This is a genomic window from Natrarchaeobius chitinivorans, assembly GCF_003841505.1.
Taxonomy (GTDB): Archaea; Halobacteriota; Halobacteria; order Halobacteriales; family Natrialbaceae; genus Natrarchaeobius; species Natrarchaeobius chitinivorans.
Map to the genome: position 1 here is coordinate 1 of NZ_REGA01000019.1, position 15,651 is coordinate 15,651.

Sequence of the window (15,651 nt, forward strand, 5' to 3'; positions counted from 1 at the left end):
GGGCACTGCTCGTCGACTGTCGCTATCTCGAGACCGCAGAACCGACAGACGGGCGGCGTAAACGCTCGAACCCGCTGTTCAGGCGAACTCACGTGCATCACCTCCCTCAAACGACCGCAAGACAGCGTCGGGGTCCGTCACGCCCCCAAGTGGACTCTCTTTGAGATGGAAGATTCTGCAACGGTAATTCGCCGGAAAACCGCTACGAGAGGCTACCTCTCGTAGATTTAATTTCCCCGTGTAAAACGGATAATTCCGAGTGGACTCGCCGGGATTTGAACCCGGGGCCTCTCCCATGCCAAGGGAGTGATCTACCGCTGATCTACGAGCCCTCGTCGGCATTCACTGCTTTTCCGGGAGCACAAATAAACCCCTCGAAACGCTCGAGCCAGTGAGAAAGACGCACACTCCAGTAGCCATCCACATGGCAACGTTTTAGTCCGCGCCGGTGAAAGCGACGGTGGGAAGCGCACGGCCGCAAATCTGACTCGCCGTCCGGCTTCGGGCGGCTTGGGATTGCGGAAGTGCACCGACAGTCGGGAGTCGACTGTCGCACGTCTCGAGCGGTCAGTGCGATTCCTATCCTTGACCAATGGCACGAATGCACACCCGCCGTCGCGGCTCGTCCGGTTCGGACAAGCCAACGGCAGACGAACCACCGGAGTGGAGTGACGTCGACCCAGAGCAGGTAGAAAATCGGGTCGTCGAACTGGCAGAACAGGGCCACGATCCCAGCCAGATCGGGATCAAACTGCGTGATGAGGGCGTCACTGGGACGCCCGTTCCGGACGTCAAGCTGGCGACCGGAAAGAAGATCTCCGAAATCTTGGAGGAGAACGACGCCGATCCCGAGTTTCCCGAAGATCTTCGAAACCTGATGGAGCGTGCGGTGCGCCTGCGCGAGCACGTTCAGGAAAACCCACAGGACTACCAGAACAAGCGCGCGCTGCAAAACACCGAGTCGAAGGTTCGCCGCCTCGTCAACTACTATCGTGGCGACGAAATCGAGCCGGACTTCTCGTACTCGTACGACGTCGCAACGGAGATCATAGAGGAGAACTAACGAATCCGTATGTCCACCGACGGTCGAACCGCGGACGCGACGCAGGCCACTGCCGGAATCGAGAGCGCGAGCTTCGTCCACCTCGTGACGCGGGCGGACGGCGACGCGCTCGCGGCCAGTGGGCTCGTCGCGAGGGCGCTCGCAGACCGCGGGACGCCGTTTCAGATGACCGTCGAACGCACCGTCGCAGACCGAACACACCGGATCGGGGCGGCGGAGGCCGGTGACCGCGACCTGACGCTCGCTATCGGTGCGGTCGACGCGGAGGTCCCGCGCCTCGACGCGACCGACCGCGCCGCGACGCTTGCGGCCGTCGACCTCGTTCGAACTCTCGAGGGAACGCCTGAGCCAGTGCTCGCACTCGCCGGACTCGTCGCTGCAGGCGTCGAACCCGGTGCGGGTGAAAGCGAGTGGATCCTCGAGGCGGCCCGCGAACGCGGGTTGATCGATCGCCGACCGGGCGTCGCCGTCCCAACTGCCGATCCGGTCGACGGCGTCGCTCACTCGACGCAGCTTTCCACACCGTGGTCGGGCGATCCCGATGCCGCGGGGGAAGCGCTTTCGGCGGTCGGCGTCGCCGTCGACTCGGCCGCCGAACTCGACGCGGACGATCACCGGTCGATCGGTTCGCTCGTCGCGCTCGAGGCGGTCGGGACGGACGACGCGCCACCGGTCGCAGCGGAGACGGTGCAGCGAATCCTGCGGCCGTACGAGACGCCCGAGGCCCCTTTCGAGACGGTTGGCGGCTACGCCGACGTGCTCGAGGCATCCGCACGCGCGGAGCCGGGAACCGGTGTTGCACTCGCGATGGGACACGACGCCCGCGAGCCGACGCTCGCTGCCTGGCGCGAACACGCCAGGGCGGCCCACGGTTCACTCGCGAGGGCATCGACTGCCCGCTACGATGGGCTATCGGTTCTCGACATCGACGACGGACCGGTCGAAACGGTCGCCCGCCTCGCCGTCGAGTATCGCTCGCCGGAGCCGACCGTGCTCGCGGTCGGCGAGGGTGAGGCCGCGCTCGCGACTCGAAACCGCGAGCCGCTCGGACCGACCGTCGAACGCATCGCTCGAGAACTCGAGAACGAAACCCGTGAGAACCCCACCGAGGACGGGGACACGGACGTCGGATACGACGTCGGTCCCCGGCGTGGATATCTCCGGTACGACTCGAGGGTGGACGATTCGACTCTCATCACGGCGGTCCGGGGGGAGCTATGAGCCGGCGAGCGACGATTCGGACGGCGTGCGACGATCCCGACCTCCTCGCCCGGGCGCTGTGTCCCGACAACACGGACGAGATGGAGACGAGCGTCGAACGCGAGAATCGACAAGCGGATGGCCGGATCGTCACCCGAATCGAGCGCGAGACGACGACGGGTCTCCACTCGACGGTAGACGACTACGTGGTCAACCTCGAGGTCGCTATCGACGTCGCGGCCCACGGACGGGACGAACAGGACGACGAACCGACGGACACGGGACCTGTGTCCGAACCCGACTGCGAATCAGAACACGACTCTAACACACAATGAGTGAACGATCAGTTTCACGCACAAAACAGGAAAAGCGGTGGTACACCATCCTGGCACCCGAACAGTTCGATCGTCAGGAACTCGGTGAGACACCGGCAGATGAACCGGAGAAGGTCTACGGCCGAACGATCGAGACGACGCTCGGCGAGTTGACCAACAACGCAAGCGAGAACAACACGAAGCTCACTTTCAAGGTGACCGACGTCGGCAGCGATTCGGCGTACACGGAGTTCAAAGCGCACTCGCTGACTCGTGACTACCTTCGATCGCTGGTCCGACGCGGCGCGTCGAAGATCGAAGCGTACGTCACCGTCCTCACGACGGACGACTACCGCGTCCAGATCCAGCCGGTCGCGTTCACGACCAAGAAAGCCGACGCGAGCCAGGAGCGGGCCATCCGCGAGAACATGGTCGAGATGGTCGAAGAGGCAGCCGCCGAGCGCACGTTCGAGGAACTCATCTCGAGCGTGGTCGAGGGGCGACTCTCCTCGGCGATCTACGGCGAATCGAAGACGATCTATCCGCTTCGACGCGTCGAGATCCAGAAAGCGACGCTCGAGGCCCACCCCGAAGAGGTCGCCGAAGAGGAAGCGACCTCGGTCGACGTCGACGAAGAAGACGTCTCGGCCGACTGAACGGGACGAGTTCGGACTGTCACGACGTTTTTCTCACCGACGCCGATTATCCTTTCAACGACAGGTGGAGAGGGGTCACTACCCAAAATAGGAGGGTTACTACCCTAAGCAGGAGGTCATCACTCCAAACAGGGGGGTCGCTACCCCAGATCCACCGGGTCGACTTTCAGGTACTCTCGAAGGACGACCGTCGCGTACGATCCCTTTGGCAGCGAAAACGAGAGCCTAAGCGGATCGGACTCGAGCTCGAGGGCCGTCCGAACGAGGATCGCACGCCGGGTGCCGGTCGAGTGAAACTCGCCGGGGAGGTCGAAGTCCGCTGGCTCGAGGTCGAGGTCGGCGAGCACCTCGCGTTCGATCTCGCCCTGTTCGCCGTCAGCCAGGTCCGTCTCGGTGCCGACCAGCGGTGCGGTGACGAACGCCCGGCCGCGATCGCAGTGACGGGTCACCGACTCGAGCCGGCGCTCGTCGACTCGCTGGAGGCGGTCGGTGTCGGGTAACTCGAGGCCTTCGGGGGCGTCGGAGTCCGAAAAACAGACGACGTCGCCGGTGATCGGCCGATCGAACGGCAGGCCGCGCTCGAGGCGCTCGCTCAGCATCAGGTTGAACGCGTACGACTGGGCGGCGTGGACGAACAGTCGCTGGAGGTTCGACGGAAGCCGTTCGAGGGCCGCCCGGAACGTCTCTGCGTCGGGATCGTCGTCGCTCTCGGCGAGTTCGTGGAGCATCGATCGCTCGTAGCGAAGCCGGTGGGGGAACCGCTCGAGTGCGGGTTGCCAGTCTCGCGTCTCCGAGACGAACGCCCGTGCCTCCTGGGTCGTCTCCGGTTCGGCTTCGGTCGGGTTGCCGAGGTAGGCCATCACCGCGCCTTCCCAGTCGCCGCGGACGATCTCGAGGCCGACCTCGTGGGTGATCGGTCGCCGACTCCCGAAGCGTTGCTGGCCGAAGAAGTTGGGGACGCCGATGGATCGGGACGAAGCGGGGGTGTCCTGGTGGTCGGTTTCGAGGCCGCCGAACTCGTGTAACTCGTCGGTGATCGCCGCTACGTTTTCCGGCCGATCGGGATCGGTCACGACGATCTCGAAGGCGTTCCCCGCGAGATCCCCGAACTCGAGTCCCCGGCCGGCACGTCCGCGGACCTCGAGGTCGACGCCCCCGACGTCGGGGAGATCCTCGGGATCGACGCCGTACACCGAGAACAGTTGCGTCGTGACGGCGTACTTGTCTTTCGTCCCGGCCCAGTCGACTCGCTCGCGAGAGATACCGAGTGCATCCGAGAGGCGCGCGGCGAAGTCGTTCGTATCCCAGCCGCGAAGCGTCGCACGAACGACGAGGTGGGGGTAGGCGTCCGTCGAGACGTCGAGCGGCTCCGTCGAGAAGCGCTCGAGTTCGCGTACCCGGAAGTGGTCGTCGTCCTCGCGCAGGCGGCCGCCGACGCCGTCGGCGTCGGTGACGTACTGTTCCATGCCGACGGCCTGCTCTGTTGGATGGGATGGACGCATTCGTCACGCCGGTTCGCGGTGTGTCCCAAAGAGCCCGCGGTTTTCCGGGAGAGTGGCCGGTCGGTCGGGGACCGAACGCCGTGGGAAGCAGCGATACGGTTATTATCACTGCTGGCTTCCGGGCGGCAAGGGATCGAGCACGACTCGATCGTCTCTCCGCTATCATGGATTCGAACCCCTCTCAGACGAACCGTACCGAAGCGACGGCCGCATTCGAAGCCGAACTCGAGGAACTGGTCACGACCGCGTTCGCTCGTGGCGCTGCAGTCGAGGCAGTGTGGGTGATCGAGACCCCCATTTCCGGGGCTCCGGACTGGTCGGTCGCGATCGAAAAACGCCCGTCCGAAACTGATTCGGGGTTCGACCCTCGATATCTCGAGGAGTGACACGGTACCAACGGTCGGTCGTCCTGATATATTACTTTCGCTGAGTATTTCGAACAACAAAGGCTATATTTCCCGACTCCGATCTCACACCCGTACTCTGCTGAAGTCGGAACGCGAGAGATGTCGGTCACCGGGAGCCGCGTAGGTGAAGTACGGAGACAGCATGAAGCCCCAGACACGAAATCCTCACGATGGAGAGACGGGTATACCACAGATAACGTCGACGGACCTCTTTGCCGCGTTCTCGGCTCATCGTCGCCAGCGGACGATCGGCTATCTAACGCAAAAACCAGCAGCGATTCCGGTCGGCGACCTCGCAGAATACATCGCGCTCAAAGAGGGAGAACCATCCTACGATCGGTACGAACGAATTCTGACGGACCTATATCACAATCACTTACCGCATCTGACGGACGCCGGCATCGTCACGTTCGACGAGGAAACCGAACTCGTGGAACTCGTGGTCGATCGAAGCGTCGTGACGCCGTACCTTCGGCTCACCGACAACGCGGGTGCGTAGCCGAACGATTAGCGAGCGGTCGTCGCAGCAGGTAGCATGTAATACCGAACGGTCGTCGCAGCAGGTAGCATGTAATACCGAACGGTCGTCGCAGCAGGCAGAATCCAACAACGCGCGCACCCCACAGCAGACAGAATCCAATCAGGAGACACACACGGTTGTCGCTGGTGCGTTTTTCCGAGTTCACTCCCCGGGCGGGGCGACGGTATCGGTCAGAACAGCGAGAGGTCTCCGGTAACGCTGTCGACGCGATCGTCGGCCGCCGGCCCGACCGCCAGCGCGGTGACGGTCCCGGGCTCGAGTTGCGTGTGACCGGCGTCGCGAACGACGGCGTTGGGGATTCCCTCGCTGTCGGCAATCGCGGCGAGTTCGTGGAGCTGGCGCTCTCCATTACCTTTGAGAACGACTTTCTTCTGCCCGCCACGTTTCCACTCGTCTCGGAGCTGATCGTCCGCCTTTTCGTACGCCGACAGCGACGCGTGAGCGACCTGTGCGGCGAGCTTTCCCTGTCCCATGCCGACGTCGGTTCGGGCGACGATGGCCTGTTTCATGCCGAGACGAACGGGACGGTGGGGTATAGGTTCGATGATCCACCAGTCCCGACGGCGGCCGAGACGCTTCGGCCCGAGACGTTTCGGGGGTTTTAGGACGGCCCGATTCCACTGACCGTCTAATGATCCTCTCCGATGCGGACATTCTGGACCGCCTCGAGGCCGGCGACCTCGTTGTCGAGCCGCTCGACGACCTCGAGTTACAGATCCAGCCGGCGAGCGTCGACCTCCGCCTGGGCCGGGAGTTTCTCGAGTTCCAGCGGACGAACATCCCCTGTATTCACCCGAATTCGGAACGCGAGGTCGACGAGTACGTCACCGAGACGGTCGTCGAAGACGGCGACGACTTCATCTTGCATCCGGGCGATTTCGTCCTCGGAACGACGCACGAACGTGTCGAGATTCCGCCGGATTTGATCGCCCACGTCGAGGGCCGATCGTCGCTGGGCCGTCTCGCCGTGGTAGTCCACGCCACCGCTGGACTGTGTGATCCGGGGTATCGCGGGCAGATCACCCTCGAGCTGTCGAATCTCGGAACGGCACCGGTCGCCCTGACGCCCGGCATGCGCATCTCCCAGCTCACGTTTACGGAACTCAAGACGCCCGCCGACCGACCGTACGGGAGCGACCGCGGATCGAAGTACCAGGACCAGGACGGGCCACAGGCCTCGCGCATCCAGAGCGACGACGAGTTCGGCGGCGACCAGCTCGAGCGCGAGGAGTGATCTCCGGAACACCGTCGAGATCACCCGACCACCGTCGGCGGTCGACGCTGGCTCGAGTGACCCGCCGATGACGATCCGTCCGGACCACAACCCGATGATGACGTTCCGTCCGGACCCACAAGTTATTCCCCGCGAGGGCGTAACCTCCGCCACGAAATGCAATTCGTCGAAGAGATAGTCGTCGAGGAGTTTCTGCCGACAGTCCGCTCGATGCTGGCGACGGCACTCCGAGAGCGGGGGCTCACCCAGAGCGAGGTGGCCGAGGTGCTCGGAATTAGCCAGAGCGCCGTCTCGAAGTACGCCCACGGCGACGTCACCGTCAACGACCGTATCGCGTCGGACGAACGGGTCGAATCGCTCGTCGAGGAACTGGCACAGGGACTGGCTTCGGGCGACGTGACGCCCGTCCGTGCGCTGATCGAGATCGAGGTTCTCGTCCGCGAACTCGAGACCGGTGGGGACCTGCTCGCCCAGCTTCACGAGGAGGCCGTCCCCCGGCTCGCCGACCACGACTCGAGTTTCCGGATTCACGACCCGGAGAACGAACTCCGGACGAGCGAACGAGTCCTCTCCTCGCTTCGACGCGGGCTGGGCATCCTCGAGAACGCGAGCGGCTTTTCGGCGCTGATTCCGGCGGTCGGGTCGAATCTGGTCGCCTGCACGCCGGACGCCGAGGGCGTCGACGACGTCGCCGGCGTTCCGGGTCGAATTTTCGACGTCAAAGGGCGGGCGACGGTGCCCGCCGGTCCAGAGTTCGGCGTCTCCGAACACGTCGCGACGGTACTGCTGGCTGCCCGGGATCACGGTGGGGACGTCTCGGCGGCGATCAACGTCAGGTACGAGCCGGCCCTCCTCGCGGAACTCGACGAGCTGGGACACGTCACCGCCGAGTTCAACGAGTCGGGCGACATCGCCTCGAGCGTCGGGGACGCGGTCGGTGCCGAACCGGACGCGACGGTGCTCTACCAGACCGGCGGCATGGGAATCGAACCGTTGATCTACGTCCTCGGGACCGACGCGGAGTCGGTCGCGGACGACGTGCGGTCGCTGAGTTGATCGATCGTGAATCTCGAATCGATGACGGACGAGACCGCACAGGAGTTCTACGGTCGGTGGGCGGATCTCTACGACGTGGTCGCCCGACGGACGCCCGGAATCGCCCGCCTGCGGCGACGAGTCGCGACGGCGTGTCGACTCGAGCCGGGCGACACGGTCGTCGAAATGGGGTGTGGGACGGGTGCGAACCTCCCGTACCTCCGCGAGCGTGTCGGCCCGGAGGGGACGGTGATCGGAATCGACTTCACGCGGCCGGTTCTCGAGCGGGCGCGGGACGCGACCGCGGCGTACGACAACGTCCACGTCCTGCGGGCCGACGCGACGGAGCCGCCGTTCGGTGCGACCGTCGACGACGGGGTCGACGAACAGATCGACGCGATTCTCGCGACGTTCGTCGTCGGCATGCTCGAAGAGCCCGAACGCGGTGTCGACGACTGGTGTGATCTGGTGAAACCGGGAGGACACGTCGTCCTCGCGAATGCCGCGCGAAGCGAGGCGTGGTACGCGCCGCCGGTCAACGCCGCCTTCAGGGCGATCGTCGTCCTCTCGACGCCGCCCACGGCGAAGCTCCGGTACGAAAACGAGCCACACGTGCGTCTCGACGAGAAGATCGACGCCGCACACACCCGCCTTCGAGAACGCGCCGTCGCCGTCGCCGACGAGAGCCACGTCTTCGGGGTCGTTCGACTCACGGGCGGTCGGCTCCCCGACGACTAACCATATAGTCCGCGATCCGATTCGGTACAATCCGCTGTTGGTCCGGTTCGCGATCCGATTCGGTACAATCCGCTGTTGGTCCGGTTCGCGATCCGATTCGGTTCGATCTGCCGTTGGTCCGGTTCGCGATCAGACTCGGTCCGATCTACCGCGTTCTGTCTCGATCCGCCGTCTCGAGTCCCTCGTATTCGACGATCCGTTCGCGAACGTCGTCCGGATACGGGGCTGGACGCTCTGTTTCAGGGTCGAGGTTTACCATGACTGTCTCGGCTGTCGAGACGACCTCGCCGTCGACGCGAATCTCGTAGCGCATCGTACAACTCGAGTCGCCGAGGTCGGAGACCCAGAGTGCGACGACCGGTTCGTCACCGAGCGTGATCGGGTGCCCGTAGGAGATTTCGAGGTTCGCGATGACGAACGAGATTTCGTCTTCGGAGAGTTCGAACACCTCGTCGATGTATGCGACCCGTGCGGACTCCAGATAGCTCACGTAGACGGCGTGGTTGACGTGGTCGTACGGATCGAGGTCGCGGTAGCGGACGGGGACCTCGACGGTAAACTCCTCGCTCATCGTGCCAGTGGACGTCGCTGGGACGGAAGTACACACCGATCTGGCCCACCACGCTCGAGTCCCCGGGAGTGATACGGTTTGCTGTACGTCGTTACCGAAGACCGCGGGACGGCGCCCGGTCGCTCCGGTACACAGGTACAGCAATCCGTACGAAACGGGAGACTCGATCGTCCGACGTCGGTTACCGTCGTCGATCGATCGGGGTGGCGTCGGCCACCCGTTACCGTTCCTGACGTTCACACACGTCAGTGTATCCACGTGTTTGTATATCGGCGCGGATCTCGGGACAAGTAATTTTAACTTGTCGCTGTTTCTATGCTCGAACGTCCAACATGGGGGCTTCAGATACGCTGGCGGAGTACTTCGACTTCGACGAGTATGGGACCGACTATCGAACCGAGACCATCGCGGGGGTGACCACGTTTCTGGCCATGGCGTACATCATCGTCGTCAATCCGGCGATCCTCGCTCCGGCCATCTTCGGGCAACCGCCGGGGGAACTCGAGCCCGGTTCGACGACTACCATCGGCGGGGAGCTATACACGCTCCAGCAAGTCGAGCAGATGCTCGCAGTCGTCACGATCCTCGCGTCGATCGTCGCGATCGCGGTGATGGCGCTGTACGCGAAGCGACCGTTCGGACTCGCCCCAGGGATGGGACTGAACGCCTTCTTTACGTTCACCGTCGTGCTCATTCTCGGCGTTCCGTGGCAGATGGCGCTCGCGGCCGTGTTCGTGGAGGGGATTATCTTCATCCTGTTGACCGCCGTCGGTGCGCGAAAGTACATTATCGAACTGTTCCCGGAGCCGGTGAAGTTCGCGGTCGGGGCCGGTATCGGTGTCTTCTTGCTCTTCTTGGGGCTTCAGGAGATGCAACTCGTGGTCGCGTACGATTCGACGCTCGTGACGCTCGGAAACGTCCTCGAGAGTCCGGTCGCAGCGTTCTCGCTCGCGGGGCTCGTGTTCACGCTGTTGCTCTACGCGCGCGGGGTTCGCGGCTCGATCGTGCTCGGTATCGTGACGACCGCGGTCGCGGCGTGGGTCGTGACGCTTTCCGGGTTCACCGAACCTGGAACCATCACTCCAGCCGGAGGGGTGGGAGGTGCTCACTACGACTTCACGCCGCTTTTCTGGGGCTTCGTCGAGGGCCTCGGATTGATCGCCGAAGAGCCGTTTATCTTCCTGCTGGTCGTGTTCACGTTCTTCTTCGTCGACTTCTTCGACACCGCGGGGACGCTGATCGGCGTCTCCCAGATCGCCGGGTTCCTCGACGAACGGGGTGACCTGCCGGCGGTCGAGAAACCGCTGATGGCCGACGCGGTGGGCACCACGTTCGGGGCGATGATCGGCACCTCGACGGTAACCACGTACATCGAGTCGTCGACCGGCGTCGAAGAGGGTGGGCGAACCGGATTCACCGCGCTCGTCGTCGGCATCTGTTTCGTACTGGCACTTTTGCTCGTTCCGCTCATTGCCGCTATTCCGACCTACGCGTCCTACCTCGCGCTGGTCGTCGTCGGGATCATCATGCTCCAGGGCGTCGCAGACATCGACTGGCAGGATCCCGCCTGGGCGATCGCCGGCGGTCTGACGATCACGATCATGCCGCTGACCGCGTCGATCGCAAACGGTCTGGCCGCGGGTATCATGAGTTACCCGCTCGTGAAGGCCGCGATGGGCGAACGCCGCGATGTCTCGCTCGGCCAGTGGGTTCTGGCGATCGTGTTCGTCCTCTACTTCGTCGTCTACTTCGCGGTCGAAGCCGGCCAGATCACCGTCTAAAACGGTCTGTTATGAGTCTTTGCCGGTCGATCGCCCACCGTTTTGCGACCGACCGGCAATCAGTCATCGCAACCCGTCCGACCGGTTCGCGTCGTTTCCGGCAAGCACCGCGTTCTACCAGTGGGCTCTTACATCTCAGTCGTCAACACTGACCAATGACAGACATCACGATGTACGACCTCCCCGGCTGTCCGTACTGTGCGAAAGTGCGGTCGAAACTCGAGGAACTCGACCTCGAGTACGACGTGATCGAGGTCCCCCGGTCACACGCGGACCGGACGGAAGTCGAACGCGTCAGCGGTCAGACGGGCGTCCCCGTCATTACGGACGAGGCAAACGACGTCGAGGGAATGCACGAGAGCGACGATATCGTCCAGTATCTGGAGGAAACGTACGCCTGATACGGATTGCTGTACCTGTGTACCGGAGTGACCGGGCCCCGTCCCGCGGTCTTCGGTACTGACGTACAGTAAACCGTATGAGACGAATTGCTGGCCCGGCGCAATCGCAGACGTATCACGGTTTTCCGGTACTGACGGACAGCGGACCGGCTGCGTTTCTGGTCGGTATTGAGACGGCGCGACACCGACGCGGTGTGTTCGGTAGCGTGAGCGCTCGAGAACTCGGCCGACGGTCGAAAACGGCTATCACGCAGCTTCTTCTTGCTCTGCGCGCTCCCGGATGACGTCTCGGAGGTCGTCGGCGTCGCGAAACTGCGCTAACTCGTCGCGTTCGACGAGCGCGGTGCCGTCGACGGCGTCGCGTTTGGCGCGGTCGACGACGTACACGGACTGGGTCCGCGTGACGCGACTGATCGAACTCATGATCCGGGCACGTTTCTCCGCCGTCTTGGTGAACTCGGAGTGGCCGGTGAGGACGACCTCTTCGTCGACGTCCTCCTCGTCTCGACTGACGGCCTTGAACGGCGACCTGACTGTCGGATGGACCCGGTAACCGGCCTGCGTGAGGACCGTGACCACCCGCTCGTCGTCCGGATCCGCTTTCGGATCGTCCGGCGTCGACTCCGTTTCGTGAACATCGTCGGCCCCCTCGAGGACGTCGACGGGACTGGTCAGCGGCGCGTCGAACAGTTCCTGCAGCGCCATCGCGACCTCGACGGAGGCGTTCATTCCGTCTTCGTACTTGGAGACGGTGCGCCGGGAGACGCCGAGTTCGTTCGCGAGTCTGCCGAGACTCCAGTCGCGGTCCTCGCGTTCGTCCGCGAGGAGGTCGCCGTCGATGTTGACGTACAGGCCACCGGGCGCAGCGTAGATCAGCGGCGGGACGCCCTCGATGAACAGGTTGTACGCGGTATCCGGACTGAAGACGGGAACGCCGTGGCGGAAGTAGACGACGTCCGGTTTGAGGTCTTCGTCACGGCTTCGCAACCCGATGACCAGCGGCGTCGCCTGGAGATAGGTACCGAGCCGGCGCATCTCGTGGCCGGTTTCCTCGTTGAACGCGTCGATGTTTCCGAGGATCTTCACCAGGATCAGGTCCTCTCCACGGCGCGCTGCGACGTCGAAACTCTTCGGTCGGATCGCACACCGGTCGCTCACCACGAATCCTGCATCCTCTAGCATCGCGGTGACGTTTCCGACCAGTGCGGAACGGGACATACAGTAATGTAAGCGATTCCCCCTACAAGAGTGTTGCCCCGGATACCCGGAAGCTGTGTCGCAATTTCGGATTTAGGTGGACGCTACGCTTATATACTGGTTCTGTTCGACCGGCACATCGGGAGCGACTCGAGTCGGCTCGTGGCGAAAGGTGTTACGTCTTCGCGCCCCTACCGCCGACGATGACCGTCGTCGGCCTGGACGATACGGATTCCCGCGAGTACGGGATGTGTACGACCTACGTCGCCTCCCGAATCGCTGAGGAGCTGTGCGGCGAGCGGACGAGTTCCGATTCCGCGGGCAACACTGCCTCGATCTCGAGAACGCTGCTCGTCAGGCTCAACCCCGCCGTCGAGTACAAGACTCGAGGGAACGCTGCCCTCGCGATTCACACCGATTGTGATCCCGACCGGGCGTTCGAGATTGCCCGCGGGCACCTCGAGTCGCTCGCCGAAGTCGGGGACGACCGGACGAACCCCGGACTCGTCGTCGCCGACCACCCCGCCGGGGGAGATGGCCTCGCGGCGGAGACGATCCCCGAGGAAATCGGTCGGTTCGCTCGCCGGGCGATCCGCGATCACCTCGAGATCGGGGAGGCGACGGAACTGATCGAGCGCCACGGCTACCGGTCCTGGTCCGACGGCGACGGCCGGGGCCTGGTCGGTGCGCTCGCCGCCGTCGGCAGTTGGCGGGAACTCGAGGAGTGGACGTACGAACACATCTCCTACCGGGAGCGAGAACGCTGGGGGACGACGCGGGACGTCGACCTCGAGAGCGTCTTCGATGCGGCCGATCGCGGCTATCCGGAGGCGTGGGACACGGTCGATCGGGTCGAAGGAGAGCCCGTCTGCGTCCCGCACACGCCGGGTCCCATCCTCTACGGTATCCGCGGAGACGGTCTCGAGACCGTGCGTCGGCTCGGCCGAGAGATCGAGAGCGAACCTGTCGCCTCGAGTCGGCTGTTCGTCACGAACCAGGGAACCGACGCCCACCTCCGGGAGGGAACGATCGCCGACGCTCGCGACGGCCGCGCGTACCGACTCGAGGGGCAGGTTGCGACCGAACCCGAAACTCGCCGCGGCGGACACGTCTTCTTCTCGCTGGCTCACCCAGCGACGACGGGCACCGGCGACGGCGACGGCGCAGGCACAGACCGAGCGGTCGACACCGACGACGCGTCCAGCGACGGACCACGCCTCGAGTGTGCGGCGTTCGAACCGACCAAGCGGTTTCGCGACCGCGTTCGCGCGCTCCGGGTCGGGGACCGGATCACGGCCTGCGGTGAGGTGTCGAGCGGAACGCTGAAACTCGAGAAGTTCGCCGTCCGGGACCTCGTGAGGACCGAGCGGGTCACCCCGACCTGTTCCGGTTGCGACCGGACGATGGAAAGCGCCGGTCGCGATCAGGGCTACCGGTGTCGGGACTGCGAGACGACCGCGCCGGGAAAGGAAACGGTGCCGATCGAGCGGGAACTCGAGGAGGGGTGGTACGAGGTCCCACCGTGTGCCCGCAGACACATCGCGAAACCGCTCGTTCGCGGCGGCTTCGACACGAAAACCCACCTCGAGCGGTAGGTAGTGGGATGACTCCAGTCGCGGCTTCTCGCTCAGCGTCGAACCCGAACTGGGACCGGGCCGTCGGGACGGGACGTCAGCGCGGGGGTCGGCGTCAGTTCCGTCTCCGGAACGGATTCGATTCGGACCGATCGCAGGATCCGCGCGAGACAGAGCCGAAGCTCGAGCAGGGCGAACCGCCGGCCGATACACTGTCGCGGGCCGCCGCCGAACGGGAAGTAGGCGTACTCCGGCAGCGACTCGCGCATCTCCGGCGTCCACCGGCCGGGTCGAAACTCGAGAGGGTCGTCGTAGTACCGGTCGTTCCGGTGAACCGCCCACTGCGAGAGGCAGACGCGGGTTCCCTCCGAAATTTCGTATCCCGCGACGGTGTCGGTCGTCGCGGTCTCTCGATAGAGCATGTACGTCGGCGGATACAGCCGGAGCGCTTCGCGGATCGCCCGGTCAGTGTGTGGAAGCTCCGTCCGTGGGGTGAGTTCCGCTGGCGCTCGGACCTCCTCGAGCACGCGTTCGCGTTCGTCGGGGTGGGACGCAAGCAATCCGAGAGTGTACGTCAGCGCGATCGCGGTCGTCTCGTGGCCGGCGAGCAACATGGTGACGAGGTGGTCCCGGATCTCCGCGTCCGAAAGCGCGCCCGACTCGCCAGCCGTGAGCAGCGCCGAGCACAGATCGGGTCGGTCATCGGCGTCGGTCTCGCCCCCGGACTCCCGTCGGCGTCGGAGTATCGCCTCGATGACGTCGTCGAGGTCGTCGGTCGCCCGCCGATATCGACGGTTCGCCGGAGTGGGTACCCACAGCGGGATCTCCATCGGGACTCTCGAGGGTTCGAACCGACTCGTGATCGCGTCCGCGGCGTCGGCGATCGCGTCGGTCTCCTCGACGTCCTCGACGCCGAACATCGTCGTCGCGACGATCGACAGCGTGAGTCGGGTCGCCGCCTCGTGAACGTCGATTCGGTGGCCGTCCTCCCAGCGCTCGAGTTCGTCGCCGGTTCGGTCCAGCATCTCCTCGCCGTACTCGAGCAATCGACCCGGATAGAACGCGGGCTGGACGTGCTCACGACCCCGTTCCCAGATCTCGCCGCGGGCGGTGAGCAACCCCTCCCCGAGCAGGTCCCCCAGTAGATCGAGTTCGCGGGGATCCTTCCGGTACCGGTCCGACTCGGCGGCCAGTACCCGTTCGACCAGCTCTGCGTCCGTATAACAGACGAACGAGAGACCGGGAATCGAGACTCGGAACACGGGACCGTACTCCGCCGGCGCACGCTCGAGAAACCGGAACGGGTCCCGTCCGACCTCGAGTGCGCTTCCCAGCAGCGGCAGTCGGTCGGCGGTTGGGATCGTTTCGCTCATATGAGTTCGTTTCTCCACCATCCGGGTGATCGTGGTGCCGGTTCTAACCGGGTATTTATAAGTA

Annotated in this window: 17 protein-coding genes and 1 tRNA gene; 12 read left to right on the forward strand and 6 right to left on the reverse strand. The window is 64.3% G+C overall.

Annotated features, from left to right (window positions below; all coding sequences use genetic code 11):
* Positions 1 to 260 precede the first annotated feature (260 nt).
* Positions 261 to 332 (reverse strand) — tRNA-Ala (locus tag EA473_RS17590).
* Between the two features lie 260 nt (positions 333 to 592).
* Between EA473_RS17590 and EA473_RS17595 the strand changes: the two genes are divergently transcribed.
* From EA473_RS17595 to EA473_RS17610, 4 genes are read left to right on the forward strand one after another with little or no spacing between them, the layout of a single operon-like run.
* Positions 593 to 1,063, forward strand: coding sequence for a 30S ribosomal protein S15 (locus EA473_RS17595; protein WP_124196957.1), 471 nt, complete (start codon positions 593 to 595; stop codon positions 1,061 to 1,063).
* Positions 1,064 to 1,072: 9 nt separating this feature from the next.
* Positions 1,073 to 2,284 (forward strand): exonuclease, encoded by a 1,212-nt coding sequence (locus tag EA473_RS17600; RefSeq protein WP_124196958.1) that lies wholly within the window; start codon positions 1,073 to 1,075, stop codon positions 2,282 to 2,284.
* Positions 2,281 to 2,598 (forward strand): KEOPS complex subunit Pcc1, encoded by a 318-nt coding sequence (locus EA473_RS17605; protein ID WP_124196959.1) that lies wholly within the window; start codon positions 2,281 to 2,283, stop codon positions 2,596 to 2,598. The genes EA473_RS17600 and EA473_RS17605 overlap by 4 nt, the downstream gene beginning before the upstream one ends.
* Positions 2,595 to 3,233, forward strand: a complete 639-nt coding sequence (locus tag EA473_RS17610; RefSeq protein ID WP_124196960.1) for a 30S ribosomal protein S3ae — start codon at positions 2,595 to 2,597, stop codon at positions 3,231 to 3,233. Before EA473_RS17605 ends, EA473_RS17610 begins: the two co-directional genes overlap by 4 nt.
* 140 nt (positions 3,234 to 3,373) lie before the next feature.
* Here the strand turns inward: EA473_RS17610 and truD are convergent, their stop codons facing one another.
* The gene (gene truD / locus EA473_RS17615) at positions 3,374 to 4,735 is read right to left on the reverse strand and encodes a tRNA pseudouridine(13) synthase TruD (RefSeq protein WP_124196961.1); all 1,362 of its coding nucleotides are present in this window, start codon (positions 4,733 to 4,735) and stop codon (positions 3,374 to 3,376) included.
* An 80-nt stretch (positions 4,736 to 4,815) separates the two neighbouring features.
* On the opposite strand from truD, the gene EA473_RS17620 reads away from it, so the two are divergent.
* Positions 4,816 to 5,121: a hypothetical protein gene (locus EA473_RS17620; protein WP_243645295.1), complete on the forward strand. Its 306-nt coding sequence runs from the start codon at positions 4,816 to 4,818 to the stop codon at positions 5,119 to 5,121.
* A gap of 163 nt (positions 5,122 to 5,284) precedes the next feature.
* Complete coding sequence (locus tag EA473_RS17625; RefSeq protein ID WP_207890213.1) at positions 5,285 to 5,641, forward strand: DUF7344 domain-containing protein; 357 nt, start codon at positions 5,285 to 5,287, stop codon at positions 5,639 to 5,641.
* 212 nt (positions 5,642 to 5,853) lie between these two features.
* On the opposite strand, the gene pth2 is transcribed toward EA473_RS17625, so the two are convergent.
* Positions 5,854 to 6,192 carry a peptidyl-tRNA hydrolase Pth2 gene (pth2, locus tag EA473_RS17630; protein WP_124196963.1) on the reverse strand — a complete coding sequence of 113 codons (339 nt, stop codon included), beginning with the start codon at positions 6,190 to 6,192 and terminating at the stop codon, positions 5,854 to 5,856.
* Between the two features lie 122 nt (positions 6,193 to 6,314).
* Between pth2 and dcd the strand changes: the two genes are divergently transcribed.
* The 3 genes from dcd to EA473_RS17645 all read left to right on the forward strand — a co-directional run bounded on the left by dcd (position 6,315) and on the right by EA473_RS17645 (position 8,690).
* Positions 6,315 to 6,917, forward strand: a complete 603-nt coding sequence (dcd, locus tag EA473_RS17635) for a dCTP deaminase (RefSeq protein ID WP_124196964.1) — start codon at positions 6,315 to 6,317, stop codon at positions 6,915 to 6,917.
* A gap of 156 nt (positions 6,918 to 7,073) precedes the next feature.
* Positions 7,074 to 7,973: a thiamine-phosphate synthase family protein gene (locus tag EA473_RS17640; RefSeq protein ID WP_124196965.1), complete on the forward strand. Its 900-nt coding sequence runs from the start codon at positions 7,074 to 7,076 to the stop codon at positions 7,971 to 7,973.
* A gap of 21 nt (positions 7,974 to 7,994) precedes the next feature.
* Positions 7,995 to 8,690 carry a class I SAM-dependent methyltransferase gene (locus tag EA473_RS17645; RefSeq protein ID WP_124197044.1) on the forward strand — a complete coding sequence of 232 codons (696 nt, stop codon included), beginning with the start codon at positions 7,995 to 7,997 and terminating at the stop codon, positions 8,688 to 8,690.
* Between the two features lie 145 nt (positions 8,691 to 8,835).
* Here the strand turns inward: EA473_RS17645 and EA473_RS17650 are convergent, their stop codons facing one another.
* On the reverse strand, positions 8,836 to 9,261 hold the full coding sequence (locus tag EA473_RS17650; protein WP_124196966.1) for an acyl-CoA thioesterase: 426 nt from the start codon (positions 9,259 to 9,261) through the stop codon (positions 8,836 to 8,838).
* A 332-nt stretch (positions 9,262 to 9,593) separates the two neighbouring features.
* Here EA473_RS17650 and EA473_RS17655 point away from each other — a divergent pair, with 332 nt between their 5' ends.
* Together EA473_RS17655 and EA473_RS17660 are read left to right on the forward strand one after the other, a co-directional pair.
* Positions 9,594 to 11,042, forward strand: a complete 1,449-nt coding sequence (locus EA473_RS17655) for an NCS2 family permease (protein WP_124196967.1) — start codon at positions 9,594 to 9,596, stop codon at positions 11,040 to 11,042.
* 155 nt (positions 11,043 to 11,197) lie between these two features.
* Positions 11,198 to 11,443 carry a glutaredoxin family protein gene (locus EA473_RS17660; RefSeq protein WP_124196968.1) on the forward strand — a complete coding sequence of 82 codons (246 nt, stop codon included), beginning with the start codon at positions 11,198 to 11,200 and terminating at the stop codon, positions 11,441 to 11,443.
* A 246-nt stretch (positions 11,444 to 11,689) separates the two neighbouring features.
* Here EA473_RS17660 and EA473_RS17665 read toward each other — a convergent pair whose 3' ends face one another.
* Entirely contained in the window at positions 11,690 to 12,661 is a 972-nt protein-coding gene (locus EA473_RS17665) for a transcriptional regulator (RefSeq protein WP_124196969.1), read from the reverse strand.
* Positions 12,662 to 12,843: 182 nt separating this feature from the next.
* Here EA473_RS17665 and EA473_RS17670 point away from each other — a divergent pair, with 182 nt between their 5' ends.
* Positions 12,844 to 14,235: a tRNA(Ile)(2)-agmatinylcytidine synthase gene (locus tag EA473_RS17670; RefSeq protein ID WP_124196970.1), complete on the forward strand. Its 1,392-nt coding sequence runs from the start codon at positions 12,844 to 12,846 to the stop codon at positions 14,233 to 14,235.
* 32 nt (positions 14,236 to 14,267) lie between these two features.
* On the opposite strand, the gene EA473_RS17675 is transcribed toward EA473_RS17670, so the two are convergent.
* The gene (locus EA473_RS17675; RefSeq protein ID WP_165875319.1) at positions 14,268 to 15,587 is read right to left on the reverse strand and encodes a cytochrome P450; all 1,320 of its coding nucleotides are present in this window, start codon (positions 15,585 to 15,587) and stop codon (positions 14,268 to 14,270) included.
* Positions 15,588 to 15,651 lie beyond the last annotated feature (64 nt).

What these genes read in the sequence shown, in the direction of transcription:
- EA473_RS17595 (WP_124196957.1), top strand. Translation starts at nt 593, where the DNA reads ATGGCACGAATGCACACCCGCCGTCGCGGCTCGTCCGGTTCGGACAAG.
- EA473_RS17600 (WP_124196958.1), top strand. Translation starts at nt 1,073, where the DNA reads ATGTCCACCGACGGTCGAACCGCGGACGCGACGCAGGCCACTGCCGGA.
- EA473_RS17605 (WP_124196959.1), top strand. Translation starts at nt 2,281, where the DNA reads ATGAGCCGGCGAGCGACGATTCGGACGGCGTGCGACGATCCCGACCTC.
- EA473_RS17610 (WP_124196960.1), top strand. Translation starts at nt 2,595, where the DNA reads ATGAGTGAACGATCAGTTTCACGCACAAAACAGGAAAAGCGGTGGTAC.
- truD (WP_124196961.1), bottom strand. Translation starts at nt 4,735, where the DNA reads ATGCGTCCATCCCATCCAACAGAGCAGGCCGTCGGCATGGAACAGTAC.
- EA473_RS17625 (WP_207890213.1), top strand. Translation starts at nt 5,285, where the DNA reads ATGAAGCCCCAGACACGAAATCCTCACGATGGAGAGACGGGTATACCA.
- pth2 (WP_124196963.1), bottom strand. Translation starts at nt 6,192, where the DNA reads ATGAAACAGGCCATCGTCGCCCGAACCGACGTCGGCATGGGACAGGGA.
- dcd (WP_124196964.1), top strand. Translation starts at nt 6,315, where the DNA reads ATGATCCTCTCCGATGCGGACATTCTGGACCGCCTCGAGGCCGGCGAC.
- EA473_RS17640 (WP_124196965.1), top strand. Translation starts at nt 7,074, where the DNA reads ATGCAATTCGTCGAAGAGATAGTCGTCGAGGAGTTTCTGCCGACAGTC.
- EA473_RS17645 (WP_124197044.1), top strand. Translation starts at nt 7,995, where the DNA reads ATGACGGACGAGACCGCACAGGAGTTCTACGGTCGGTGGGCGGATCTC.
- EA473_RS17650 (WP_124196966.1), bottom strand. Translation starts at nt 9,261, where the DNA reads ATGAGCGAGGAGTTTACCGTCGAGGTCCCCGTCCGCTACCGCGACCTC.
- EA473_RS17655 (WP_124196967.1), top strand. Translation starts at nt 9,594, where the DNA reads ATGGGGGCTTCAGATACGCTGGCGGAGTACTTCGACTTCGACGAGTAT.
- EA473_RS17660 (WP_124196968.1), top strand. Translation starts at nt 11,198, where the DNA reads ATGACAGACATCACGATGTACGACCTCCCCGGCTGTCCGTACTGTGCG.
- EA473_RS17665 (WP_124196969.1), bottom strand. Translation starts at nt 12,661, where the DNA reads ATGTCCCGTTCCGCACTGGTCGGAAACGTCACCGCGATGCTAGAGGAT.
- EA473_RS17670 (WP_124196970.1), top strand. Translation starts at nt 12,844, where the DNA reads ATGACCGTCGTCGGCCTGGACGATACGGATTCCCGCGAGTACGGGATG.
- EA473_RS17675 (WP_165875319.1), bottom strand. Translation starts at nt 15,587, where the DNA reads ATGAGCGAAACGATCCCAACCGCCGACCGACTGCCGCTGCTGGGAAGC.